At 60.1% G+C, this 25,153-nt stretch carries 18 protein-coding genes, 3 pseudogenes and 1 riboswitch; of the genes and pseudogenes, 8 read left to right on the forward strand and 13 right to left on the reverse strand.

Features of this window, described 5'->3' with window-relative positions; all coding sequences use genetic code 11:
- The first annotated feature begins 62 nt into the window (after nucleotides 1-62).
- On the forward strand, nucleotides 63-1,484 hold the full coding sequence (locus LK535_RS11795) for a DUF6418 domain-containing protein (RefSeq protein ID WP_227772103.1): 1,422 nt from the start codon (nucleotides 63-65) through the stop codon (nucleotides 1,482-1,484).
- 118 nt (nucleotides 1,485-1,602) lie between these two features.
- Here LK535_RS11795 and LK535_RS11800 read toward each other — a convergent pair whose 3' ends face one another.
- The 8 genes and pseudogenes from LK535_RS11800 to LK535_RS11835 form a co-directional block, all read right to left on the reverse strand.
- The gene (locus tag LK535_RS11800) at nucleotides 1,603-2,802 is read right to left on the reverse strand and encodes a glycosyltransferase family 4 protein (protein ID WP_227772104.1); all 1,200 of its coding nucleotides are present in this window, start codon (nucleotides 2,800-2,802) and stop codon (nucleotides 1,603-1,605) included.
- Complete coding sequence (locus tag LK535_RS11805; RefSeq protein WP_227772105.1) at nucleotides 2,802-3,836, reverse strand: acyltransferase family protein; 1,035 nt, start codon at nucleotides 3,834-3,836, stop codon at nucleotides 2,802-2,804. Before LK535_RS11805 ends, LK535_RS11800 begins: the two co-directional genes overlap by 1 nt.
- Nucleotides 3,833-5,041, reverse strand: a complete 1,209-nt coding sequence (locus tag LK535_RS11810) for a glycosyltransferase family 4 protein (protein WP_227772106.1) — start codon at nucleotides 5,039-5,041, stop codon at nucleotides 3,833-3,835. The genes LK535_RS11805 and LK535_RS11810 overlap by 4 nt, the downstream gene beginning before the upstream one ends.
- 5 nt (nucleotides 5,042-5,046) lie before the next feature.
- A complete protein-coding gene (locus tag LK535_RS11815; RefSeq protein WP_227772107.1) occupies nucleotides 5,047-6,132 on the reverse strand; it encodes a glycosyltransferase family 4 protein in 1,086 nt (361 codons plus the stop codon).
- Nucleotides 6,129-7,568, reverse strand: a complete 1,440-nt coding sequence (locus tag LK535_RS11820; protein ID WP_227772108.1) for an oligosaccharide flippase family protein — start codon at nucleotides 7,566-7,568, stop codon at nucleotides 6,129-6,131. The genes LK535_RS11815 and LK535_RS11820 overlap by 4 nt, the downstream gene beginning before the upstream one ends.
- 73 nt (nucleotides 7,569-7,641) lie before the next feature.
- Nucleotides 7,642-8,715 carry an acyltransferase family protein gene (locus LK535_RS11825; protein WP_227772109.1) on the reverse strand — a complete coding sequence of 358 codons (1,074 nt, stop codon included), beginning with the start codon at nucleotides 8,713-8,715 and terminating at the stop codon, nucleotides 7,642-7,644.
- Between the two features lie 272 nt (nucleotides 8,716-8,987).
- Nucleotides 8,988-9,566 (reverse strand): hypothetical protein, encoded by a 579-nt coding sequence (locus LK535_RS11830; RefSeq protein WP_227772110.1) that lies wholly within the window; start codon nucleotides 9,564-9,566, stop codon nucleotides 8,988-8,990.
- 301 nt (nucleotides 9,567-9,867) lie between these two features.
- Nucleotides 9,868-10,575: pseudogene (locus LK535_RS11835) on the reverse strand (IS5 family transposase); the annotation flags it as partial.
- Nucleotides 10,576-11,092: 517 nt separating this feature from the next.
- Here LK535_RS11835 and LK535_RS11840 point away from each other — a divergent pair.
- The 5 genes from LK535_RS11840 (at nucleotide 11,093) to LK535_RS11860 (ending at nucleotide 16,491) form a co-directional block, all read left to right on the forward strand.
- Nucleotides 11,093-11,584 carry a DUF3489 domain-containing protein gene (locus LK535_RS11840; RefSeq protein WP_227772111.1) on the forward strand — a complete coding sequence of 164 codons (492 nt, stop codon included), beginning with the start codon at nucleotides 11,093-11,095 and terminating at the stop codon, nucleotides 11,582-11,584.
- Nucleotides 11,581-11,991, forward strand: a complete 411-nt coding sequence (locus tag LK535_RS11845; protein ID WP_227772112.1) for a DUF2924 domain-containing protein — start codon at nucleotides 11,581-11,583, stop codon at nucleotides 11,989-11,991. The genes LK535_RS11840 and LK535_RS11845 overlap by 4 nt, the downstream gene beginning before the upstream one ends.
- Complete coding sequence (locus LK535_RS11850) at nucleotides 11,988-13,754, forward strand: recombinase family protein (RefSeq protein ID WP_227772113.1); 1,767 nt, start codon at nucleotides 11,988-11,990, stop codon at nucleotides 13,752-13,754. The genes LK535_RS11845 and LK535_RS11850 overlap by 4 nt, the downstream gene beginning before the upstream one ends.
- Before the next feature lie 350 nt (nucleotides 13,755-14,104).
- A riboswitch (cobalamin riboswitch) is annotated at nucleotides 14,105-14,327 on the forward strand.
- Between the two features lie 124 nt (nucleotides 14,328-14,451).
- Entirely contained in the window at nucleotides 14,452-15,435 is a 984-nt protein-coding gene (locus LK535_RS11855) for a DUF1852 domain-containing protein (protein ID WP_227772114.1), read from the forward strand.
- Nucleotides 15,436-15,462: 27 nt separating this feature from the next.
- Nucleotides 15,463-16,491: a methionine synthase gene (locus LK535_RS11860; protein ID WP_227772115.1), complete on the forward strand. Its 1,029-nt coding sequence runs from the start codon at nucleotides 15,463-15,465 to the stop codon at nucleotides 16,489-16,491.
- Between the two features lie 959 nt (nucleotides 16,492-17,450).
- On the opposite strand, the gene LK535_RS11865 is transcribed toward LK535_RS11860, so the two are convergent.
- The 3 genes from LK535_RS11865 to LK535_RS11875 all read right to left on the reverse strand — a co-directional run bounded on the left by LK535_RS11865 (nucleotide 17,451) and on the right by LK535_RS11875 (nucleotide 21,409).
- Nucleotides 17,451-18,041 (reverse strand): NADPH-dependent FMN reductase, encoded by a 591-nt coding sequence (locus LK535_RS11865; RefSeq protein ID WP_227772116.1) that lies wholly within the window; start codon nucleotides 18,039-18,041, stop codon nucleotides 17,451-17,453.
- 412 nt (nucleotides 18,042-18,453) lie between these two features.
- Nucleotides 18,454-19,287 (reverse strand): alpha/beta fold hydrolase, encoded by an 834-nt coding sequence (locus tag LK535_RS11870; protein ID WP_227772117.1) that lies wholly within the window; start codon nucleotides 19,285-19,287, stop codon nucleotides 18,454-18,456.
- Between the two features lie 1,033 nt (nucleotides 19,288-20,320).
- A complete protein-coding gene (locus LK535_RS11875) occupies nucleotides 20,321-21,409 on the reverse strand; it encodes an acyltransferase family protein (protein WP_227772118.1) in 1,089 nt (362 codons plus the stop codon).
- 811 nt (nucleotides 21,410-22,220) lie between these two features.
- Here LK535_RS11875 and LK535_RS11880 point away from each other — a divergent pair.
- Nucleotides 22,221-23,303 (forward strand): acyltransferase family protein, encoded by a 1,083-nt coding sequence (locus tag LK535_RS11880; protein WP_227772119.1) that lies wholly within the window; start codon nucleotides 22,221-22,223, stop codon nucleotides 23,301-23,303.
- Between the two features lie 16 nt (nucleotides 23,304-23,319).
- Here the strand turns inward: LK535_RS11880 and LK535_RS11885 are convergent.
- Nucleotides 23,320-23,514, reverse strand: a pseudogene (locus LK535_RS11885) (IS5/IS1182 family transposase); the annotation flags it as partial.
- A 2-nt stretch (nucleotides 23,515-23,516) separates the two neighbouring features.
- A pseudogene (locus tag LK535_RS17000) lies at nucleotides 23,517-23,618 on the reverse strand (IS5/IS1182 family transposase); the annotation flags it as partial.
- 218 nt (nucleotides 23,619-23,836) lie between these two features.
- Here LK535_RS17000 and LK535_RS11890 point away from each other — a divergent pair.
- Nucleotides 23,837-25,072, forward strand: coding sequence for a cytochrome P450 (locus LK535_RS11890; RefSeq protein ID WP_227772120.1), 1,236 nt, complete (start codon nucleotides 23,837-23,839; stop codon nucleotides 25,070-25,072).
- The last annotated feature ends 81 nt before the right edge of the window (nucleotides 25,073-25,153 follow it).

Raw genomic sequence — 25,153 nt, forward strand, 5'->3', positions numbered from 1 at the left:
CCGCTGCCGTTAGCGTGTGGCGAGAAGGGGGCAGATCCTTAATGAGGGATTTTCGCTCCTATATGATCGTCCTTATCTATTTTCTCCTGTTTGTCGGCGCTTTGATCGAAACGATAAGCACATCGCCGGTATGGTCGTATCTTGCATTACTGCTATTTATCGCCTTTGTCGCGACGCTATATCGCCGCCGGCGCGGCGGCATAGCAATTCTGCTTCCGCTGATAATCACTAGGTTACTGTTGCTTTCATCCTTGATATTTATCGCGCAAGGCTTCTTTATCCGAGAATTAGGTGTTGCAGGAAATAGCACGACGCATGCCTGCTATTTCGCGCTGCTTTCATGTGCGTTTCTTCACTTAGCGACGTCGACCTATCGGCTGCTAGCTAGAACTATCATCGCAAAACCCACTTTGACTTATCCGATCGCGCGGCACCTGTTCGTCGCCGGAACGATCACACTTGCGGTGGGGGCCGTCGTTTATCTGCTCATAACGGGCGCGCGCGACGGATTTGCACTGTTTGATGCGACCGATCGCTTTGAATATCGATCTAATCAAGGCTGGCTGTTCAACGTTATCATCACTTTCAAGCCGATCCTCTGCGCGTCGCTTGGCTTCGTTCGCTTCCGCATGAAACCTCCCCGCATCGCGTGCGGTCTCGCAAGTTGGTCCTTCGCGGGACTGGTACTGTCATCCGCGCTGTTCGGTGATAAGTTCCTGTCGCTACTTGTTATGATTACCTATTTCTTCGTGCCATTCATCGTTTTGAATGGCACCCTTAGTCGCCGCGCGCGCGTGGTTAGCACTACAGTCGTGTTAGTGGCGGGAACAATGACGAGCGGGCTAACATATTACACCTATTCCAATTATGGCAATCTTGGCGTGGATGCGACCTCGGAGCGGTTGTTTGGCCGCTTCACCGGACAGGGACAACTATGGTATGCGGTGAACAGCCTAGAGGCAGATCCGACGGTTGGCGACCCAGCAGAAGCGCAACGGCTGCGCGCGGTCATGCTGGCGACACGCGACGCCGACGTACTCGCCTTCGATACGCACACCGGCATATTTCAAATGGTGGAAAGATTTGCAGCACCTAACATTCGAAGCGCTGTTTTCGATGCGAAGGGTCTAGTGCAGTTCACTGGCGCGGGTGAGGCTTATCTCGCGATGGTATTCGGTCACGCCGGCATGATATTCTTTATGGTTTTGCTAGCGATATGCTGCGGTGTGGCGGTGTACTATGTTTACAACTCGCTGATATCTGGATCAATGGTCGGCTTCGCCTTTTCAATCTTCATAGTGAGCAATTATTATACGATGCTAAATCAAGGATCGTTTTGGCAAATCTTCGGCATTCGATCCTTGCTGTACATTGCTGGCATGGTTGCCATTGATATAGTTACGCGGATCGTCCAAAGTCGCAGCCCGCGTTCGCTACGTGGAAGATTACCTTCAACGCTATCGGATGGTCCGCGTGCGCAATGAGCGCGGCGGACGTCTCCTATCGTGAAGGTCCAGTAATCAGCGACTCATTTCTTGGCGCTGCGTTGAGCACAAGATCGGGAATCCTAACGTGCTCGATGCGGCGGTACAAAGCGGGAGATCAACCCGCTGTGGAAGCCGCGACCTTATACACCGCGCTATATTGCGCCACGATCGCCTCCGCCTTGAAACGAATGGCAAGGGCGTGGGCAGCGGCAGCTCGGGCGGAAATTGCCGTCGGATCGGCCGCGACGCGGTCGAGCATATCGCGCAGGGCATCCGGCGCATCGGGATCGTAGATCCAGCTGGCGTCGTCCCCGCCCATCGCCTCCACGATCCCGCCGCGCCGGCTTCCGATCGCGGGAACGCCTGCGGTCTGCGCCTCCAGTATCACCGTGGGTAGGGGGTCCTCCCAGATCGATGGCACCACCAGCACGTCAATCGCAGCAAAGAACTCGGCTGGCGAGACAAAGCCCAAAAAGTCAATCGCTTTGCCACCGGCAAGCGCCGTGAGCCGCGCCTTCATCGCATCGTCAATTTGTCCACCGAATACCAGCCGGGAATCGCCGCGCATCGCGCCGAAGGCCTGCACCAACCGCTCGACGCCCTTTTCCAAGGTAATCCGTCCGAGGAATCCGAATGTCACTGGCGTTCCCGGCATATGCGGGCGAGCCGCGAGTTCGGCCTGGATAATGTTCGGTACCACATGGGATCGCGCAATGGCGAACAGCTTCTTGTCTAGGTGCGGTTGGAGAACTGCGTGGCTTACGCCCACGACATCACCAACCATGCTAGTATCGGCACGGCGCTGGTGTGTGAGGAGCCGGCAGTCGCGACACTGCCTCGCGCAGACGGTTTCGTAGCGGAATCGCGTAGTTCGGGGGCAGAGCAGGTAATAATCGTGCAGCGTATGCACGATGGGTACCTTCTCCGCCGCAGCGGCGCGCCAGACACCTGTTGAAAGCGCGCCAATATTGTGAGTGTGGAGCACATCGGGCCGCTCCCTGCCGATCACATCGCGTAGATCGGCGGACGCGCCCCAGTCGTCGCGTGCGTGCCACAAGAGCTTGGCGAGTGCGCCATGCTCCTGCTCGGTATCGAACGGCGAGTAACGATTGCGGATCGGCACGGTAAGGACGCGCATCGCTCCTACCTCCTCCTCCTTCACCACGGTGCCGGGCGGGCCCGCGCGCACCACCGTGATCGTGGCGCCACGCGCCACCAGCGCATCCGCCAGCCGTCGTGCGACGACCTCTGCCCCGCCGAGCACCTTGGGTGCAGAGGGCGTTGGAAACAGCGCGGATACCATCAAAATACGCATCAGACGGCCACGTCGCTTGATGGGGCGGTAGCGCGTGGCGCACGCGACCACCAGCGGTTCAGAAGGCTTCTAGTCGGGTTTTCGACCAAGTAGAAGCTGGCTACGGCGATCAGAACCGTGGCCGCCAGACGTACCGGCGCCGGCGCGAAGGTCGCCTCGGCGAACGGTTGCTGCCATAGATAGAGCGAAAACGACCACAGTCCAATGCGTCGCAGCCACGACCAGGACAGCACGGCGCGCACCCATGCCGGCGACACATCGATCGTCGCCACTGATACCGATAGTAAAGTCGTACCGAGGGTGTACTTGATCGGGTCCGGCACCCGATTGATGTTCAGCATCAGGCCGGTGACTCCAGCCACGACAGGCAGCCACGGCCAGACGCGTCGATCACGCAGCAGCAGAAAGGCGACGCACGGCAATAGGATTGAGCTGAGCCGCACATCGGTGCGCCAATATACCCGCCAGTAATCACCTCCGTTTGCAGTCTGCAAGATGCCGTTGGCCGCACATAGCAGTGCTCCCACTACAAGGATCGGCACCGGCGATATGTCCCGGGATCGGCAGGCGAACGCCACTATTGCAAGGACCAGATAAGCCCACTCCTCTACGGCGAGCGACCACAGGTGATCAAACACCTTTATATGGCCCGCGACGATGCTGACGTAATTTTCGGTAAATGTCAGCGAACCCGCCAAATGCACGGCAGGTATGGACGAACCCTCGGTCGCCGCCGCGCCTACAATGAGGAACACGAATACCCAAAGCGCTGGCCATACGCGCGAAACGCGCCGCCAGAGGAAAGCGGGCAGCGGATGGCGCTCGGCGAAAAGGATTCCCCCCATCAACCGACCCGACAGGCAAAAGAATAACTCCACCCCCAAACGGCCGGTGTTGATCGGCGTGATTGTAGCGAAATGTCCCAGCAGCACGGCCAGAATCGAAATGCCGCGCCAGCCATCGAGATAGGGCAGCCAGGCCCGATGCGGCGTAGACGGATCTTCGCGAGGCAGATCAGGCGCGCCTGCGGTCATGCAGCGCGCGGCTCCGGCTGGACAAAGGTGCGGTAGAATGACTCGTAGGCTCGGGCGATCGTGTCCGGTTCAGTCGCCGCGATCACCGGATCGAAATCTGGACCCGAGGGCAGGGCAGCGCGCCCATCTGCCATGATCCGCATCATGCGATCACTTAGCCCGTCGACATCGCCCGGCTGGACGAGCCAACGGGTATGATCGCCAAGAATTAGACCCGGCATACCACCGATGTCGGCCGCGAGGACTGGGACGCCCACGCTGTAAGCCTCGACAATGATACGCCCAAACGGCTCGGGCCAGATTGCGGGAGCAACGAGCACGTCTACCTGCTCGAACAGCGCGAGCGGCTCGACCTGACCGATGAACCGCACTGGCAAGCCGGCCGCAGCACCGGAGAACGGATTGCCGTTCCCCGGTGCTCGGCCCGCGATGACCATCTCCCAATCACGATCCACAGGTAGCTGCCGGGCTGCCTCGATTAGCATTCCGACGCCCTTCTCTTCGGCCAACCGGCCCAAATAGCCGAAGGCGAACGGTTTACCGTCCCGCGGAGGCCTAAGATAGGCTGTGTCGGCGCCTGCCACACGCGCGCTGTTCCAGATCACTCGCCGGCATGCCTGCGGAACATGCGCGAAGAGTCCGTGATCGCAATGCAGTTGTAGAACCTCCGCACTGATCCCCACGACTCCATCAATACAACGATGCTGCCGCTGTTTGGCGATCGAGATCAGCCGGCAGCGCGGGCCGCAAGTTAAGCCATTGTGATACATAGCGCCGTTGCTGCACAGCAGATCGTAATTGCGAAGCGTGTGGATCAGCGGATAACCCTGCCGCTTCGCTTCCACCCAAGCACCTGTAGACACGTCGTTCATGGAATGAGTGTGGACGATATCGGGCTGGACTTGCCGCAGTAGCTTGGCGAAATGCATGCGCTGGCCGCGGTTGAACGGCATCGATGCTTTGCGCCACAGCCGCTCCAGTCCATTATGCTGCAGCCAATCCTCGCTCCAGAACGTCGTGCAATGGGGGATGCGGAAGACGGTTACGCCTTCGCGCACCTCCTCAGCGAAATCGCCTGAAGTGGTGCAGACGACGAACACCTCGTGCCCGGCGCGCACCTGTGCCTCGGCTAGCGTCGCGACCGATCGCTCAGCACCGCCTAGCACGAGGGGAGGATAGTGTTCATTGAGGTGCAGGATACGCATCTATATCAGACCCCCGCCATCGTCAGCGCGGCGCGATGCATTGTCGCCGCGCTGTCCGCCCAGCGATAACGCGCCAGCCGCGCGCGTGCCGCGACCGGCAGCGCGCGCGGGGTAGCGAGCGCTTCCCGCATCAGTCCTGCTAGCGCATCGGCATCCTCGGTGTCGAAGAAGCGCGCGCCCTCGCTTAGGACCTCGCGCAGCGGCGGGATTGCGGAGGCCAGAACTGGGCAGCCATGTGCGATCGCCTCCAGCGGCGGAATCCCGAACCCCTCGTAGCGGCTCGGAAAGACGAAGGCGACGGCATGGCTGTACAGCGCGGCCAGTTCGGCATCGTTAACGCGGCCCGGAAGCAGCACTCCCTCCACACCATCGAGATCGAGCGCCTGCGCGAAGACGCGGTCATTGACCGGCCCCGCGATAACCAGCCGGGTCGCCGACGCGTTGAGCCTGCGCCACGCTGCGATCACTAGTCCAAGGTTCTTGTTCCGGCTGGCGGTGCCCACGGCGAGCAGGAACGGCGTGTCCCGGAGCCCGAGTCGCTCGATCAGCGTATCGTCGGGCGGCACCTGCCCCAGATGATCGCTGCCGTTGGGTGCCACCAGCACGCTCTCTCGGGATACCCCCAACGTCGTAACCAGTTCCTCGCGCGAGAACTCAGATACCGTTGCGAGCCGCGCGCGACGGGCGAGCCCGCGCGACAGCCCGCGATGGAGCGTGCGATAGCGTAAACTGTAATTCTCGGGGAACCGAAAAACTGCCGCGTCGTGGACTGCCACGAGCTGGCGCGAGTGCAGCAGCGGCCCCGAATTAGCCAGTCCGACCAACACGTCGCGCCGCGACGCCGCGTACAGCTCGCTCTGTTCCCAAGCATGTCCGCCAAGACGTCCAACTGTCTCGAACCAAATCGCGGAAAGCGTTAGACCCGGCGACACCCCCCGCGGCATCAGCACCCGGACCGGCAACGGCGAGGGCCGCGCCACGAGCTGCGCATCCCAGGCGCGTAGCAGCTCGCGGCCATAACGTTCCACGCCGCTGACAGGCCGGCCAAGGAAACGGCCGTTGATCGAGATATGCCGCGCCGTCTGCATCATGCCGTCAGCGCCGTGCTGCCGGTGAGGCGCAGCGTGCTAAGCGCCGCCAGCGCGGTGCGTCGCTGCAGCCAAATCAACGCGCCCCAGCCGATGCAGAAGGCAACGCTATTGACAAGCAATCGACAGATCGGCGGGACCTGTACCGGCGAAAGTGCATCCGCCAACAGCATCGCTGCCCAGGCCACCAGAGTGATCGTGGCCGCTGGAATTAGCGCCGCCAATAGGCGGGCGAACGCCAAGCCAAGCAGCCGAGCCATCATCGCTAAATAAGCGACGGACACCAGCAATGTGAGCACGACATAGGCATCCACCATAACCACCAGCGAGCGCGTGGACGCGACGGCGATCAGCTGGGTCGCGAGCGTCATTATGGTGATTGCCACGCCAAACCAGAATTGCCGCTGCACTTGCCCCGAGATCATGAACAATGCTCCTACGAAGGCGGTGATCGATTGCAACGCGCCCGCGATCGCCAGCATCTGCGTGATCGGCCCGACCGGTGCCCAGCGCGGTGGCAAAATCGTGCCGAAGATCAGATCCGCCCGCAGCGCCACGAACGCCATCATCGGCACCGTCGCGCACGATACGAGCATCAGCACCGCCAGGAACGCCTCGCGACGCATCTTCGGTTGACCCTTAAGCCGACTGAGCGTCGATAACAGCACGCCGGTGGCGGGCCAGGTGAAGATCATCAACGGGATTAACATCACCTGATAGGAGAGTGAGTAAAAGCCCAGAGTCTCCGTGCCCATCCATCCGCCAACGATATAGCGATCAAGGTTGCGCATTAGATAATTGACTAGATTGAATGCAACCACCCAGCCGCCAAAGCGCATCAGCGGTACGGCAAGACTCAAGTCCAGATTGCGCTCGATGTCCCGGCGGGTTAAAAACCAGAAGGCGGCACAGCGCAGGGTCTGCATAGTAAGATGGTATAGGAGGAAACTCCACATCCCGGCCCCGGCAGCCGCCGCGCCGACCGAGGCGACGAAGGCGACCGTACTTGCCGCCGTCTCGATCGTCGCCAGCTTGCCGTACCGCAGTCCGCGCTCCATCATAGCGCGCGGCACCACCGCCACCATTGATAGCGTCGTCACTAGCGAGAAGCCGAGGAGGAGCGCTGCCGTCCCTTGCGGCATGAACTCCAGTCCGCCTACTAAGTAGAGCGCGCCCGCTAACAAGGGCATAGCAACGCCGAAGCCTTGGCAGATTGCCGATGCCGCACCTGCCTGCCGAGCGGTTGCTGAACTGCTCACAATCGCCCCGGTGATCCCAAAATCGCCAATCAATAGGATGAACAGGGAAATTGGCAGCACCAGCGCGACCTGCCCGAAATCTCCCGGCGTCAAGAAATGCGCTAGCGCGACATTGAGTCCAAACTGGATGCCAGCGCGATAAAGGTTAAGCGCGGAAGTGAGGCCAACGTTGCGAATCATGCGCCCATCAGTCGCAAAGCGCCGTGAACCGAATGAGACACGTTGGGCGCACGGGCTACGGCTTCAACGCAGATCATTGGCCTGCCAAAGGCGCAGGGGCTAGCCGCGTCATGATCCGGTGCCCGATACGGATGAAGGGCTTCTCCACCCGGTAAAAGACGAGCGCCGATGCTGTAAGCGTTCCTCCGGTGAGGGCCGTCAGAAACAACACAGCTTTCGCCGGAGTGTCCGGCGTGATGTAGGTCGTGCTTAGGTTCAGGAACGAACCGTGCAATAGGTAGACGGAATAGCTGACCGCTCCGAACCACAACCAAATGGCGCCGAACGCAATCCGCCGCGTCATGGTGAGGATGAACATCGCGATCGCCACATAGTAGCCCATCGTGAAGGCTAACGGCTGGATGTATTCATGCGTGACCGTGCGTTCAGGGTAGCTCGACCACTGAATGACCGGGATCGCGACGATAAGGGTCAGGACAGCCGGGGTAACCATACGACGCGCGAAGGCGTCGCCATCGAGCCAGCTCCGGCGCATCAAAGTCCCTAAAAACATCAGCGACAGGTGTAACGGCACACCTGAGGGCAGGTGACGTCCGAGAAACAACGAAGCCGCCCCGATCACCAAGCTCGTAGCTAGGAACAGAGAGAAGATCACGAGGAGTCCTCTAGTGTTGTTGAGCCAGCCAAGCGCAAACAGCGCGGCGCAGAGAATATAAAACATCAGCTCGACCGCGAGTGTCCAGTAGGCGCCAACTACGTCTCCGTATCCCACAAACTTTTGGAACATTGTGATGTTGAATGCGACCATCACGCCATCCGGCATAGGGCGCACAGTGAGCGCGATCACCGCCAACGCAAATGCGAGCGATATCCAGTAAGCGGGATAGAGCCTAAAGAAGCGGCTGATCGCGAATCCAATAAGGGGGCGTGCCCCGCGAAAGCTGAATGGGATCACGAAACCGCTTATAACAAAGAACATCGCGACGCCGAAACGTCCGAAGTTCATGCCATTTTTGAAAAGCAGTTCCATTGCCGTCTGCGCATGACCCGCGAACCCACCATATCGGATCACCTGCTCCATCGCGTGCTGGACCACCACAACTATGGCAGCGATCCCGCGCAGCGCATCAAGCTTTTCAATTCGCATCTTACCCCTCGGGCTACTACTGTAACGTTCAGGTCTCTCACCGCCGAAAAGCTATTTGCATCCAGTGACTTGATTTCCGCTTGTATTTAGCTGGAGCCTGCAGCCAGTCGGTGATTAAGTCGCTAAATACTCTTGAACCACTAGCCCTTCCCCTCGCGCTTCCATCGTCAGTGGATCATGTGTTGCTGAGGATTTAGCAGTGTAGTTGTCGGCTTATGACTTGGGATACGTCTAAATGGGAAAGTCACACTCAGAAGGACGCGGTGAAAGGGTCAATAGGATGCTGGCCGCACATCAATCCAATGGATGCATCCGTCGCTTCCAGTCTGGATCGAGATCCCGCCGGTCGTTACGCTAGTCCTACCTTGGAAGACCAGTGGATAGCGCAGTGCGCTCCTGCTGGATGGCTTCAAGATCAGCGGTGGGTTAATCCCGGTTGTCGCAGCGTCGATAAGTCGCAGCACTGCTTCCCTATCCCCGCATTTACCGATTTTCCCAGATCGGGCTCTGAACCCCACAACCTTGCCAAACGCTGACTGCTCGAACGTCGCTGAAACATTCGCTGAATCAGCAACGAGCGTGTGCGCGCCTCCTTCCTCCTTTGGCACGAGGCTTTGCCACGGTTCCCCACCAAGCCCGAGTATGTCAGGAAGCTCGACCTTGTTAAATCCCAAGTCGCGAACAATCTCCGGATCACCGATGTCCTGAACAATAACCTGGTCCTGTGGTTTATTGCCACCCATGGAGTTCCCCGGGGTGTTGTCCGTGCGGTTGCATCCCAACAGAGCTACAATGGCGGCCAACGCCCAAAACGCGTGCAAATCCCTTGCCGTTATCGCCTGCAAGTCCATTTCCTTCTTTTGAAACGGGGCCGGCTGAGCGCATCGCGATTTAGATGCGACAGTGCAGCGCCGCCCGCCCGTTCACCGCGGCGGCATAGACTCTCGAAATTGCTCACGCTAGATCAATGGTCGAGTGTCTTGCGAGAAGGCGCCAAGCGGCCTGCATGCGAGTCGCTCTATCACCGTCGCCGGGAGGTGTTATTAGGCATTCTACCGTAGCCTTACTACACGTCGCAGCGCCTGCGTTCAGGATCAAGATTGAGGTCCGTAGTACCAGATTTCTCCACGGTTCGGCGGGCGCGGTTCCGGTGGCGACGCGAGACAGGAAGTTGGCGGCGAGTTTGTGGTGGGGGGCGACACGGCAGAAGTTCTTGAGACGGCAGAAGGCGTTCTCAATCAAATGTCGGCCGCAGTACGGGTCCTTATCATAGCGGATTTTGCGTTTGCGGTTTCGTCGTCCGGGAATGACAAGAACGGCTTCGGCGTCACGTAGCGAAGGGAGCAATCGGTCGGCATCGTAGCCCTTGTCGGCCAGTGGCCAAAGCATCTGGCCAGCACGTTCGAGGGGCGCGGGCGTGGCCTTCACATCGCTTAGATCGCCGTCAAAATATCGGGAAAGCCATTGACGTGGTTGAGCGGCATGGACCTCGGTAGTCCAGCCACCGCGCGAGCGACCAATTTCCTGGGGCTGGAGTCCCCTTTTCCGCCGAACGCCTCACGTTGCGCCTTGACGCGGGCGCTGTCGTTCGCGGTTCCTTAGTGACCACGCCAGCATTCAACAGCGCGAAGACTGGTTTGAGCCAGAAGCCACGGCGCGACCAACGGTTAAACCGGTTGTAGATTGTCGTCGACGGCCCATAATCAGCCGGGCATGACCGCAGCGGCAGCCAACCTTTAGCGCATTCACGATCCCCGAGATCACCCGGCGGTCGTCCACGCGTTTGGCACCGGGTTGGTTCCTCGGTAGATGCGGCTCGATCGCCGCCCACGCTTCGTCCGACAACCAGGACAGGGGCATGCGTCAATCCTCCTTATTCTCCACCAGTGAATAAGGAAACTGGGACCTCTCAATTAGACTGACGTCGATCAAAGGAAAGCACCAAAAATACGGCGCGTCGGCGGGTGCGGTTAGAACTAAGCAAGCTTCGTGGACAGAGAAAGAATGGGGGAAGCTATGATATCTGCGATGAACTCCGTTGCAACCTCCGCTGTAAAAACAACTAAGTTAGCCGGCACCTTTAGTCATTCCAATGCAAGAACTGTTAGTTTGGTTGTCCTTTCCTAGTTGATAGTTGACAACATATTATATACGTATTTACCATAGAATTACATTTTCGAGTTTCGATCAAATGTCGTCTCGTATAATGGAGAGGGCCTGCAAACCCTTTCAAGCTCGACATCTTCAAGCATCGGAGCAAAACATGATCCGACTCGCAGGCGCACATCGGCAGCGCCGCGAGTACGCCCCGTCGACCTGATCGACGGGGCTGTGGCTGGTGGGGCGGCGCTGGGCCGCCCGCACGCGAGGAGCCACCATGCCGAAGATCACCCCCATGCAGTCGCTTCTGCTTACCCATGCGGCTGCCCGAGAGAACGGCAGCTTGTTCCCGCTGCCGCAGGCCGTGACACATCCGCCCACCGTGCGTCGGTCGATCGCTGCTCTGCTCTCACGGGGTTGGCTGAAAGCGAGGCAGACCGAAGACGCAACGGCGTTTGCGCACCTGGAGGGGAATATTCGGTATGGCGTTTTCATCACGTCGGCGGGATGCGCGGCTGTAGGCGCCAACGCGCTGGTGGCCGAAAGGATTGCGCCTCAGACTGGTCCTCAACGCGAGACCAAGGCAGCAAAGGTCATCGCACTCCTGCTGCGTGACGGCGGCGCCACCCTCAACGAGCTCATCGAAGCAACAGGCTGGCTGCCTCACACGACGCGCGCGGCGCTCACCGGTCTCCGCAAGAAAGGGCACGTGCTCGAGAAAGCCAAGCAATCAAGCGGCCTGACTTTCTACCGGATCATCGCAGAATGACGGCGCTTGAGAAGAGCCTCGCCGAGCTGCAGTCGTTGACGTCACCAGTGTTGCATGCGCGATGGATCGACCTGACCGGCAGCGCAGTACCACGGGTAAGCCCCAAGATCTTGCGGCTTGCGCTCGCCTGGGAGCTTCAAGCGCAGGCGGCTGACGGCGCCAGTCGCAAAACAAGCCAAGCGATCGATCGACTCGCGCTCGCTTCCGGGCCATCGGCACCTTCCGCTCCCGTGCGATTGACGCGAGAATGGCGCGGCCGCGTCCATGTGGTCACGGTAGATGAGCGCAAGGTGATCCGCTGGGACGGGCGCGAATGGGGCTCGCTCAGCGAAGTCGCTCGCGCGATCACCGGCACGCGCTGGTCCGGACCCGCCTTCTTCGGCTTGAAGAAGAAGGTGGCAGCATGACCCAGGCGAAGATCCGCTGCGCGATCTATACACGCAAGTCGAGCGACGAGGGGCTGGAGCAGGACTTCAACAGCCTCGATGCGCAGCGCGAGGCCTGCAGCGCCTATATCCGCAGCCAGGCCGCGCAAGGTTGGGTCGAGCTGGCCGAGCGCTACGATGACGGCGGCTTTTCCGGCGGTACGCTCGATCGGCCAGCGCTCAAGCGTCTGCTTGGGAACGTGGCGGCACGACACATCGACGTCGTCCTTGTCTACAAGGTCGATCGGCTAAGCCGTTCGCTGTTCGACTTCGCCAAGCTGGTGGAGGCGTTCGAGAAAGCCGAGGCAAGCTTCGCCAGCATTACCCAGGCGCTCAACACGACCAGCAGCATGGGGCGGCTGACGCTCAACATGCTGCTCTCATTCGCCCAATTCGAACGCGAGATCACCGCCGAGCGCATCCGCGACAAGCTCGCCGCGTCCAAGGCGAAGGGCATGTGGATGGGCGGCGTCTCGCCGCTCGGCTACCGCGCCGAAGGACGCAGTCTAGAGATTATCGAGGAGCATGCCGCGCTCGTGCGGCATGTGTTCGCACGGTATCTCGCGCTCGGCAGCGTGCGGCAGCTCGAGGCTGAGCTGAAGAACGGCGGCGTCGTCGCGCCCCGCCGTACAACCGCAAGCGGCAAGATCATGGGCGGCGTCCCGTTCACGCGCGGGATGTTGTACCTCATGCTCCGCCGGGTGGTGTACACCGGTCGCATCGCGCATCGCGACAAGATCTATCCCGGCAATCACCCTGCGATCGTCGATGACGAGACGTTCGATCGCGTGCAGGCGATGCTCGCCGACCATCGGCAAGGACAGCCGCGCACCCGCAAGGCGCGGCCCAGCCTGCTTGCCGGCAAGCTCGTCGATCAGGCGAGCCAACCCTTGATCGCCACCCATGCGACCAAGACCGGCGCAAACGGCAAGACTGTGCGCTACCGCTATTATGTCAGCGAGAAGCTGCACCATAAGCGAAGTGACAGCGGCATGCGGATCCCGGCGCTTAATCTTGAGGCACTGGTTGCGGAGCGGGTCGCCACCTTGTTCGATGATCCCATGGAGCTGGTCGCCAGCGCCTGGCTCGACGTGCCAGCGGGCCGATATGCAGATCTTCAGCAGCGCTGCGCCGAACTCGCCGCCCGGCAGCGACGGCGCCAAGCCGACGCTTTAGCCATGCTCAGCCAGATCCGGGTGAGCGGGAACCGCGTAGAGGTGATCTGCTGCTCGGATGCGATCGCGGCAGCGTTGGGCGTCGGCGCTCATCCCGGCCGGCCGACGACCGTTACGGTCGACGCGGCGGTGCGCTTGACGCGCACCGGGCGTGCGATGCAGCTGGTTGAGGAAGGGGGCCTCACGCCGGGCGCTTCACCGGACGCATCGTTGGTGCGGATGGTGATGCTGGCACGCCGATGGTGGCAGGAACTCCGACGAGGCACGATGGACATCACGCGCCTCGCAGAACGCGAAAAGGTCAGCGCGACCTATCTCACGCGCGTCGTCAGGCTCGCCTTCCTGTCACCGCAAGTGACTGAGGCAATTCTTGCCGGCAAGCAGCGGGCCGGCGTCACAGGCAAGATGCTGACGGTTGGAGCGTCGATCGATCCGTGCTGGAAGAAGCAGGCGCATGCGCTCTTGCCGCTGAAGGACGATGCTGGCGCGCGGCCGGCTGGTCGGCCGGATGCAGGATGTGAACCGCGATGTACGCGGACGCATCGCGTCGCTGACGATGCGGGTGGGTGACCAGGTCACCACGCTTCCGGCCAGCAACTTAAGTGCCGATGGTAACGTGCTCGTTTCGGCGATGGGCAAGAGTGAGGTGAAGGACGCTGTCAAGGAGCAGGGTAGCAACCAGTAAGCGAGGCCTCCGGTTTCGGGCTCCGCTCCCCCGACGCGAACGACTGTACGTGAATGGTGAACGGTAGATAACCGCCGTTCGCTAAACGCGATCTTTGCCGCTTCTTAGTTCGCGACGGGCTGGTCCCGCTGATAGCGAGCGGCCCTGCACCTTAATCCACAGAGTGAGTGCTGGAAGCGGTTATAACGATATAACGATGTCTTTATATCGTGGTTGACAGCAGCAGGCTGATGGTGTTGACCGATCACGTCGAGGTTCCCCATCCCAGGCATGGCGACGGGGCTAAGACGGGAAGCCGGTGATGTCCTTCGGGCAGAATCCGGCGCTGCCCCCGCAACTGTAAGCGGCGAGCGGCGGCTCCATTTCGTGTCACTGGGTTCCCGCAAGGAGCCTGGGAAGGCCGGAGCCACCGCGTTGACCCGTGAGCCAGGAGACCTGCCTTCGACGCGATAACGTTCCTCGGACGGGGGTTCCTCCGGTGGATCGCGCTTGATGCGGCGGTCCGTGGCTTGCCGCCATCCGGGCCCGTTCACGCCTTGCGCGCTTTCGCCTGACCTCCCGCCCGCAAAGCCTGGGTGAGTCATGACGAATAGCGGGTTCACATTCTCGATCAGCAGCATCCCGTTCGACGAGGATTATCGTCCGGCGGACAACACGCGCATCACCACCAACTTCGCCAATCTCGCGCGCGGGGAAAGCCGCCAGGAAAATTTGCGCAACACGCTGGTGATGATCGACCACCGCTTCAACGCGCTGATGCACTGGGACAATCCTAGGGGCGACCGCTATACGCTGGAGCTGAAGATCGTCTCGGCCGCGCTCACGCTCGGCGGCGGTGGGGACGACGAGGCGTTTCCGCTGATCGAGATCCTGCACACCATCGTAACCGACCAGGTCAGCGGCGAGCGGTCCGACGGGATGATCGGAAACAACTTCTCGTCCTATGTACGTGATTACGACTTCAGCGTTGTCCTGCCCGATCACCTGAACGTCGGGGGCGGCGAAGCGCCGGAGGGCTTCGGTGATCTGCACGGCAACCTGTTCAAGCACTTCCTCAGATCGAGCGCGTACCGCGACAACTTCCGCAAACCCCCGGTCGTCTGCCTGAGCGTGTCCAGCAAGGAGGTCTATCATCGGACCGCCAACGTGCATCCGATCCTCGGCTTCGAGTATCGCAACGACAAATTCTCGCCGACCGATCAGTATTTCGCGAAGATGGGCATGAAGGTGCGCTATTTTATGCCGCCGCACAGCGTCGCGCCGTTCGCGTTCTATCATGTTGGCGATCTGGTCAGCGACTACACCAACCTTGAACTTGCCAGCACGATCGCGACGATGGAGACTTTCCAGAAGATCTATCGTCCGGAAATCTACAACGCGAACTCGGTCGCGGCTGAGCATTACCAGCCGAGCCTGAAGTATCAGGACTATTCGCTGACCCGCATCGTCTACGATCGCGAGGAGCGCAGCCGCCTCGCCGTCGAGCAGGGCAAATTCGCCGAAGAGCATTTCATCAAGCCGCATCGGGCCGCGCTCCAGCGCTGGTCCGCGACCTGCGGCCTCTGATCCCCACGACAAGAAGGTATTTGCATCATGACGACATTGTTGCCGACGACGACCGCGGGCAGCCTGCCCAAGCCATCGTGGCTGGCCCAGCCCGAGACCCTGTGGTCGCCCTGGAAGCTGGAGGGCGAGGAACTGATCGCGGGCAAGCAAGACGCGCTGCGCCTGGCGGTTGACGATCAGCGGCAGGCGGGCATCGACATCCTCGGAGACGGCGAGCAGACGCGCCAGCACTTTGTCACGACGTTCATCGAGCATCTCGATGGCGTCGATTTCGAGAAGCGCGAGACGGTGCGCATCCGCAACCGCTATGACGCGAGCGTGCCGACGGTCATCGGCGCCGTCTCGCGACCGAGGTCGGTGTTCGTCGATGACGCTCGCTTCCTGCGCGCCCAGACCGATCAGCCGATCAAGTGGACACTGCCGGGGCCGATGACGATGATCGATACTCTTTGCGACGCCCACTACCGGAGCCGTGAGAAGCTGGCGTGGGAGTTCGCCCGCATCCTCAACGAGGAGGCGAGCGAGTTGGAAGCGGCCGGGGTCGATATCATCCAGTTCGACGAACCCGCCTTCAACGTTTTCTTCGACGAAGCCAACGACTGGGGCATCGCCACGCTGGAGCGCGCGGCCGATGGGCTGAAGGCCGAGACCGCTGTCCACATCTGCTACGGTTATGGCATCAAAGCCAACACCGACTGGAAGAAGACGCTTGGTTCCGAATGGCGTCAGTATGAGGAAACCTTCCCCAACCTTCAGAAGTCGAAGATCGATATTATTTCGCTGGAATGCCATAACTCGCGCGTGCCGATGGACCTAATCGAACTGATCCGCGGCAAGAAGGTGATGGTTGGCGCGATCGACGTTGCGACCGACATGGTTGAGACGCCGGAGCAGGTCGCCGACACGCTGCGCAATGCCCTGCGGTTCGTCGATGCCGACAAGCTCTATCCCGCCACCAACTGCGGGATGGCACCGCTGTCTCGCAATATCGCACGAGGCAAGCTGAAGGCCTTGGGTGGCGGCGCAGAGATTATCCGAAAGGAACTGTCGGCCTGACGCGGCAACGTCCGCTAACGCCATCTACCCCTACCAGCAGTGGACCGGCCGCTTTCCTCCCAATCTCTGCCATTTACGCTCGCGTTGGCGGCACCCGAAAGCGGAATGGCAGCAAACGCGCAGTTGCGGACGTCAGCTCCCGCAATCGTCAGTTCCGCCCCATTCATCTGAAAGGTGCATCCACGGCTCTCCCGCGTCCGCCAGGATCAAGACGATGCTTCTTCGTCCCAGTGGTGCCGCCTGAAGGTGCAAGCCGCTGGTAACAATATAGCTCTCGCCTGACTTGATCGTCCGCCGCTCAAACGGCGTTTCGGTACACTGCTCGCCATCGATGACGTAGAAGGCTTCCGGTCCTGAATGCGAATGCACTCGCGTTCGCATGCCTGGCGGGAAGAGTGATTCCATGAACTTGGCAACCAATGGCTTACCTAGCGTAGGCAGGAACGGACCAGCTACGTGGTGAGTAGGGAGCTTGGGCTCCGAGCCTGTGGCGGACAAGATGTAAAGCCACCAGTGCCATGAGCATTCCGGCGGTCGCCCACTGATAACCGGTCGCTTCGCTCTTCGCCTCCGCTTCTAACCTCATTCGCACGATGTGCCAGTAGAGCACGGGCGGAGGAGCTTCGATCGTCCGCTCGGTTGACAAGCAACGGCCGGGTTTGCCGACGTTTTCGCTGGCCAAAGCGGTGCATCCACCTGGAACTGCGGGAACCGGTTGGGCCATTAGCCCCAGTCCCAAAGCCGTCGAAGCGATCAACATGCTGGCCATTCTATAGCTCGCTGATGGTAACATCATCGCATCAGAAGCAGTGATCGGCGACGTCCGCCTTCCCTCCCAGTTCACGCCAGTCCTGAAGCCAGATGTCGATGCCGAAACCAGCCACTTGTTCGCATGAACGGATCGCTGGTTGTGGGCACGATCTAAGCGGCGGCGAACGTCCGCGAGTGCGTTCTAGTCGTCAGTATGGCGGGGCGACGCGCTTCTTCTGTTCGCGCGCCGCCCCGGTCCACCAGGCGAGATCGTCGGCGAAGCGAGGGAAGGTTCTCGCGAGTGCCGAGCCTCCTTCGCCGATCGGCTCCCCCGCCTCGTCGAGCGACTGTCCGATGCTGCCGACCGTCAGCGTGCTCGAGACCACAACCATTCCCATCTCGGAAAGGGTGCCGTGCCAAGCAACACTGGCATGAGCGCCGGCGAGGCGGCCTGCCGAGTAGCTGGCGATTGCAGTGGGACGCCAGTACCACTCCTCGAGGAAGTGATCGGTCAGGTTCTTGAGCCCCGGCTGCTGCCCCCAGTTGTATTCGCCGGTGACAAAAACGAACGCGTCAGCCGCACGGATCTTGCCCGCGAGCTGTTCCATTGTCGCTGGCGCTTCGCCAGGTGGATACTCCTTGTACATGCGATCCAACATCGGCAGCCCGACCTGCTTCGCGTCAATCAGTTCGGCGTCGGCGCCACGCTCTCGAAAGGAGCGCACGAGAAAGTCGGCCAGCCGGATTCCCCGCCGGTCCGACCGGTAAGAGCCGTAAAAGACGAGAATGCGATCGGTCACCAGTGATCTCCCGGGAGGGGTCGTGCGCACGAGTCATACCTCGTTGTGCTAAGAACGACCATCTCGTCCGCGGCTTGGCGCGCGAGGTCACGACCGGGTGAACCAACGTCCGCATCGACAGATGGCTGAGCGCTCCTGACCGTCTGTGATTGGGTCATCCTGACCTCGCAAGCATGCTGAACAAACATCCGCTTGCGCCATCGCGCTTCCGAAACCTGCCGAACGTCAATCGGCCCAACGTCTGTTGTCGACCGCCTCCAATACCAATGGCCGTTTGCGGGAAGTGCGTAGCTGCCCCCTTCGTGACTGATTATGGTCCTTTGAATTTGTGCGGCGAGGAACGCGAAAGAACGGTCGCCTCGCCGTACCCGCGCGAATTCTAGGCGAAGCTGGTCTATGCAGCGCAGTCTGCTCACGGCGCCGCGGTTGTTTCGTTCAGAAAGGCGAGCAAATCGGCATTGACCCGGTCGGGATCGGTAATCGCGATCCCGTGATTGCCGCCCGGGTAGACGAGCAGGCGAGCATTCGGAATTATTTCGGCGGCGCGCCGCCCGCCTGCCTCGACGGGTACGATCTGATCATCGTCGCCGTGGATCACGAGCGTGGGCACATCGATTTGCCGAGCGTCCTCGGTATAGTCGAGCTGCCAGCTATAGGATGTCTCGTATTGTGCGAGCAATCCTCCCTGCAAGCCCAAGAACCAGAACAGGTCGCGCATGCCCTGCGACACTCTCGAACCATCCCGGTTGGCGCCGAAAAAGGGGACCGCGACATCCTTGAAGAATTGAGAGCGGTTGGCGAGCGTGCCAGCACGGATCTGCTCGATGGCCTCCATAGGAACGCCTGCCGGATTGTCAGCGGCTTGGAGCATTCTGGGCACAATCGAATCCAGCAGCACAACCTTCGCGACGCGATCCGTCCCGTGGCGGCCGATATAGCGCGCGACTTCGCCGCCACCAGTTGAATGACCCACCAGCACGACCTCGGTGAGATTAAGATGCTCGATCAGGCTGGCGAGATCGTCTGCCCATGTGTCGACGTCATTGCCGAAGTCGGGCTGGTCGGAGCGACCATTCCCGCGCCGATCATGCGCGATGGTACGAAAGCCGTGACCGCGTAGAAACATCATCTGCACGTCCCACGCATCGCCCGTAAGCGGCCAGCCATGGCTAAACAGGACCGGCTGGCCCTTGCCCCAATCGCGATAGTAGATTTGTGTTCCGTCACCCGTTGTGTGCATCGGCATGTCACGTCTCCTTGTGAGCGGTTCAAGCGAGTACGGGCGGCCAAGGGCGAGTCGGCGAGCACCGGCGGGGGATGCTGGTGATCGGAACTCGGCTCACTGACAGCGAGCGGAGGTTATCACAAAAGCGATGGCGGCGCGCGTCGAGGTCCATGGAGACTCATGCTGTCCCATGCGCGGGAACTACTGTGGCCATCGGCAAACTTGCGCCTTACCAGCTTAAATGAATGAAGACTTCTGGGGACGAATATCCTCGGAATTGAGGATGGCGGAACAGACGACGATCGGGCGGGTGGCTCTTGCGCCTGCTACAGCCAACGAGGCCTCAACGACTTGGCGGCTCTATGTGGCCGACGTGGAGGCACGATTGTCGTCCCCGTGTCTATTAAGGGTGCCCCGCGGCGTCAGTGGTCGAGGATATACGAATCGATGCTGAAAGTCGTCGCCGCTACAGCCATCCCCCAAGGGGAAGAAGGCCGCTTGGCAGCACCGGTGATAAGACCGTCGTAGCGCAAATATGCTGGCCGGAGTCGGCGCTCGCGCGCATCGACCGGGTGCGGGGCTGCCAGGATCGCTCGGCCTTTATCCGAGAGGCGGTCGAACGTGAGCTTAGACTGCGGGAAGTGCTTCTCCGCGAGTAGTTCGTAAGGCCTCCGTTCGTTCGACCATGTCCGAGTGAGAATTGGACGCATCGCGAGATACTGCCACTGGGCGTCTGCGAAAAAGGGCGCCCTCTGGTAGATCGCCAGGGAAGGTGTCCTTTGCCGCGGTTATCGAGAGGGACGGATCTTGGCGGTTAGTGTGGGCACGCGAATTTCACGGAGCCTCAAGGTACCTCAAGGATCTTTTAGGGTCACGATCAGATCACAAGAACGGTGGTAGCGCTTGGTCGGCAGACAAGACCTGTACTGGCGCTTTTGACCGCTTGGAGCAAACGCCGCTCGACGGCGCCTCACGGACCAGGCCGCCGGGAAGGCTAATCGGGCGAATTTGGCTGCGCCATCATGCCTCCGATCTGAAAGAGCGTAACCGCCGCTCAGTTCGGAAGCTTTAGTAACCACCCCAGCTTCAGTTTGGGCAGGCAGTAGGCCACAGATAAGCTGCATATAACGGTTGTACCTGTGAGAAGTAGCGGTGCGGAGAGCGACACCAGCGGGCTGACTTTAACGGAAGCCGGGAGATACAGTGCCGCAAGGTTTAGAAGCGCCGTGAGCACCAAGAAGTGTACAACATATACTTGCAGCGTCCTGGATCCCATCCATCTGCCAAAGGCGGCGAATGCTTCAATGTGTCGGGTCGCTAGGCTCGCGGCGATGATTCCCCAGATCACGCACACGATGCCTGCGACAGGAAATATGCCGAAGACCTTTTCATGATACGCCCAGACGGCCACCAGCATGATAGGTGTGACCGCGGCGAATGCGGGAATGCTCGCGCGGGCAGCTAAGACGAAAGGTAAGCGGCTAAAACGCAGGCCGGCGAAGAAGAAGAACATGCACTGGAGCATGAGCCGCGGAGGGGGGTGTATCGCATCTCTTAATTCTGGGGCAAAAGACGCGGCCACATACGTTACAAAGAGAACTAGAGCGCTTGGTACGCGAGATGCAAACCTCGCGACTACAAAAAACACGGCAAGTGCCCAAAGATACCAGGCTGGAGAATCTCCCAGCATAAGCAAGGCTGCTTGCTGATACAAGGGTAGGCTGCTTTCAGCTAGCCTTGGCCATGACGGAATCATCGCCATGTATATTGTGCCCCAGACTACGTATATATAAAGATTATTCCATACTCTCTTGTATGAGACTTCGTGCCATGGCTTCGTGACTGCGTTTGTGGCAAGCATGCCTGATATCAGAAAGAACAAAGGCATTCGCAGTGGCGTTATGATGTCGCTAATAAACGGCCAGAGGCGATCCGCCAGCGCGTCATTTTGGAACCCTATAAGCCACGTGGAATGTCGGGAATGGAAAAGTACTACGAGGATGATTGCGCACGCGCGCGCGAAATCGGGCCACGCCTCGCGCTGCCGAAGAGCTGCCGATGACCTATCCGTCACTGTGCATTTTGCAGATCTCGGCTGATGGACCGCGGTTTCCTCAGTCTTGGCGCTACCATAAACGATCATCGTAGCACCGTTCGCATCGATCAGGTTTATCGCAACTTGGGTCTTCGTATGGGCACTCACGGGGAGGAAGCAAGAACGCAGCCGCTGTTTTGGCGGATAGCGTCAGTCTTCGCCGGAGGAGGGAGAAGAGCTGTCCTGCAACATATTCCCCAAGTCCGGATGGCATCCTTTGATCGCGTCCCAAGTCGATAATCAGATTTGATGATAGACGCGGCAAAGCAGGCCGAATATTGGCAATTCGGGGGTATTCTCTCTTGCCTTGCGATGCTCGGCTTCCGCCGGTGAGCCCGATGGCAACGCTGAAAGGAACTTCCGGTCAACTTAGACGGGCGCCGTCGGCTTCTGCAAATCGATACGGGCGGGCTGAACCACCCGGACCATTGTGGATCGACCAGGGCGAAGGCGGCTGAACCTGTCCACCTGCCTGGCGGAACGATCGGTGTCCGGGCGCGCCGGCAACCGGTCCGTTTCGACTGGGCGGATCCAATAGATATCTCTTGCGGGGCGGTTCGCCGACCAGCGGGTAGCAAACGGCAGTTAGCTTGGGCGAACTGCTTTAGCGGACCTCCTCCCGGTAAATCGATCTCGCTTGCAGTCTTTACGCCTCTCAAAAATATGCGCGAAGTCGCCGGCAGAGTCCGGCTGTGGCGGTACAAATAGATCGGAGATCGCCGCGGAGAAGTTGAGGTCAAGTTGAAGATTTAGGACTTGATAGCCCGCGCTTCGAAGCAGCGGGATCCGTGATTTCCGCTATATCTCCGGCGCTGAGTTCCACGTAAGCTAATATTTCGTCGGAGTAGTGGGGGGCTGAGTGACGACTGGAGCCATTGAGCGCGAGAAGGTACACCGGCTCTTCCACTCCTTGGACATGCTTCGAGGTTTAGCGGCGCTGTCGGTTGTTGGGCTTCACCTGAATGGCCAGATCGCCGAATGGATGCCCAGCAGCTATCTGGCTGTAGACCTGTTCTTCGTATTGAGTGGGTTCGTGATAGCGCACGCTTATCAGGTCCGCTTCGATCAAGGGCTTTCTTTTCGAACATTCATGAGGATGAGAATAGTACGCCTCTATCCACTATATATTGCAGGAACATTTGCCACGGGGGCAACGGTTGCGCTAATTAGTATGGTGCAAGGCAAGCAGATCGACTCTTTCGCATTCTCTGCCAGCATGGCCTTCGCGATCCTCTTCTTGCCAACGCCTCGATCTCTATCTTCCGATGGCTTTCACGTGTTTCCCTTCAACTTTCCGGCTTGGTCGCTGTGCTGGGAGATCGCCGTTAACGCTCTGTATGCGCTTGTCGCCAAACGGCTCTCCAACATGCTGCTTGCTGTGCTGGTGACGATAGGTGCATTTCTCCTTTTGAGCGCAGTAATGCTCTATGGGAATTTGGGAGGTGGGTCGAACTTCCGTACATTTGGAAGTGCGCCGCTGCGGGTGGTGTTTTCGTTTTTCGCAGGCGTGGCGGTTTATAGAGTGTGGATGTCAGATCGCTTCCCGCACGTGCGCATGAACCCGATATTATCCGCGGTCTTATTGCTGGCTATCTTCATGATACCTGCCGGAAGACATCCGCTTTTCGATCTCGGCGCCGTGATGATCGTATTTCCGCTGCTGGTCTTTGCTACCACGCGGGAACCAGCCTCACCTCACGTGCAGAGGGTTTTCACGGCTCTCGGCCTATCATCATACCCGGTCTATGCGCTCCATGCGGCGTTCCTGCGCTTTGAGGGCATCGCTGCGGGTAAGCTTGAGAGACACGCTTCTTCCGCTCTTTTGCCCTTCGAGATCACCTTTTTGGCGCTTATGATGGCTGTAGGCATTGCTGCCGACATATATTACGACAAGCCAGTGCGGATGTGGCTCGCTGCCCGTTTTCCGAAAGCCGATCGCTAGGGTAAGAACTCGTTGATCACAGCCAGAAGATGAAGGTGGCAGCGAGAGCAACGGCGGAGAAGAAGGCGGTGGGACAGCGATTGTAGCGGGTGGCAACACGCCGCCAGTCTTTGGAGCGGCCGAACAAGATTCCGATGGGGCTAGGGCGCCTGTACCGGCGCCTGTCAAACCTGATGGGCTCATTGCGTGATCGCCGATCCGGGGTGCAGGGTTGACGAAGACGATGCCGCTCAGCACTCGCCGGTCATCCACCCGAGGCTTGCCATGGCTCTTCGGGAAAAACGGCCGCAACCGCTCGATCTGCTCGTCCGTCAGCCAAAAACAGGTCGCTCATCCCGGCCTCCTCGCGGAGCCTGGATCAGATCGCGACCCTTAGACCAATGGGGCCCGACCCTAGTCACCGTCACTTCCTCTTCGCTTGATCCGCGATGGCGCCGCGGCACAAAGCGGCACGCGTGTTGCTTGCGAGGAAGCCGACCGGCTTTCCCTGCCGCGCATTCGTGTTACGCTGCTACGAAATAGGAGAGGGCGGCATGAGCGGCGAAGACCTGCGCGCGTCACTAATCGCATTGACGCCGATGAACCCGGCGTACCGACGCGATCCTCATGCAGTGCTACGTCCGTTAAGTCATCACTGCCCGGTGGCTCGCGACGATGAAGCAGGTACCTTCATCGTCACCCGCTACGCCGACGCGCGTCGTGTCCTCATCGATCGACGCACGTCGCGTGACGGCATGAAGGCAGAGGAAGGCGCCCATCTGGCGCGTCGCCAGGCTGCGCAGCTGCCGACAGAAATACCGCGGACCGAAGTTGTATCTATCCTTCAGCTCGACGATCCCGATCACACACGCATCAGGCGACCGCTGCAACGCGCCTTCCATGCGCGGGTGAGGACCTGCCGGCCGCGCGTGGAGGCAGTTGTTGACGCGGCGCTCAACGCGATTGATCCGGGTCAGCCCTTCGATCTCATGGCTGCGTATTGCGTGCCGATCCCGGTTGAGGCGATTGCGGTCATTCTGGGTGTCGATCATGAGCGGCTGTCCGACTTTCGCACGTGGTCTGAGGGGGTGATCCTCGGGCTAAACCCGTTCCGCTCACCCGAGCAGACGGCGACGCTGGAACATTGTCGTGCCGCGCTCCACGCCTATTTCCACGAGGTGATCGCGGCGCGGCGGGATCACCCGTGCGACGACCTCATCAGCGACATGGTCGCGCGTCAGGCCGAGGGCGCTGACATCAATGAGGACGAACTGGCAGTAAACCTCATTGCCCTCCTTGTTGGCGGCAATCTCACGACGACCGATCTTATTGGTAATGGCGCTCGGCTGTTGATGTTGAACCCGCGCGAGCGCGACAAACTGCTCGCCGATCCCGCGCTCGCCCCGGCGCTGGTCGAGGAAGTGCTCCGTTACGAAGGCCCCGTTGATATGACGCAGCGGATCATGGGAGAGGACGTGGTGGTGGGCGGTTGTCCCGTTGCCGCACGCCAAGTGGTCTCGACCGTCTTACGCGCGGCCAATCGCGACCCCGAGGTCTTCGAAGAACCGGACCGGTTTCTCATCGACGCCAAGCGCCCGCCCCACCTTGCCTTTGGCGGCGGCAGCCACATCTGCATCGGCGCACCTCTGGCCCGACTGGAAGGTCAGATTGCGTTGCTAAAGCTGTTCCAGCGCTTTCCTGAATTGCGCATGGTGGATGCCGATGCGGTGCCCGCCTGGCGCACGCTGCCGTTCTTTCGCGGAATGGAGGAGTTGATGGTCACGGCGTGACCGCTCGGAGCGGCCGGCGCATTTCGCCAGCCTCCCAACTTACGGGCGAGGCGGACCGCTTAGGAGGATAGCCGATAGCAA

The sequence above is a fragment of the Sphingomonas sp. IC4-52 genome, from assembly GCF_020707225.1.
Lineage (GTDB): Bacteria > Pseudomonadota > Alphaproteobacteria > Sphingomonadales > Sphingomonadaceae > Sphingomonas.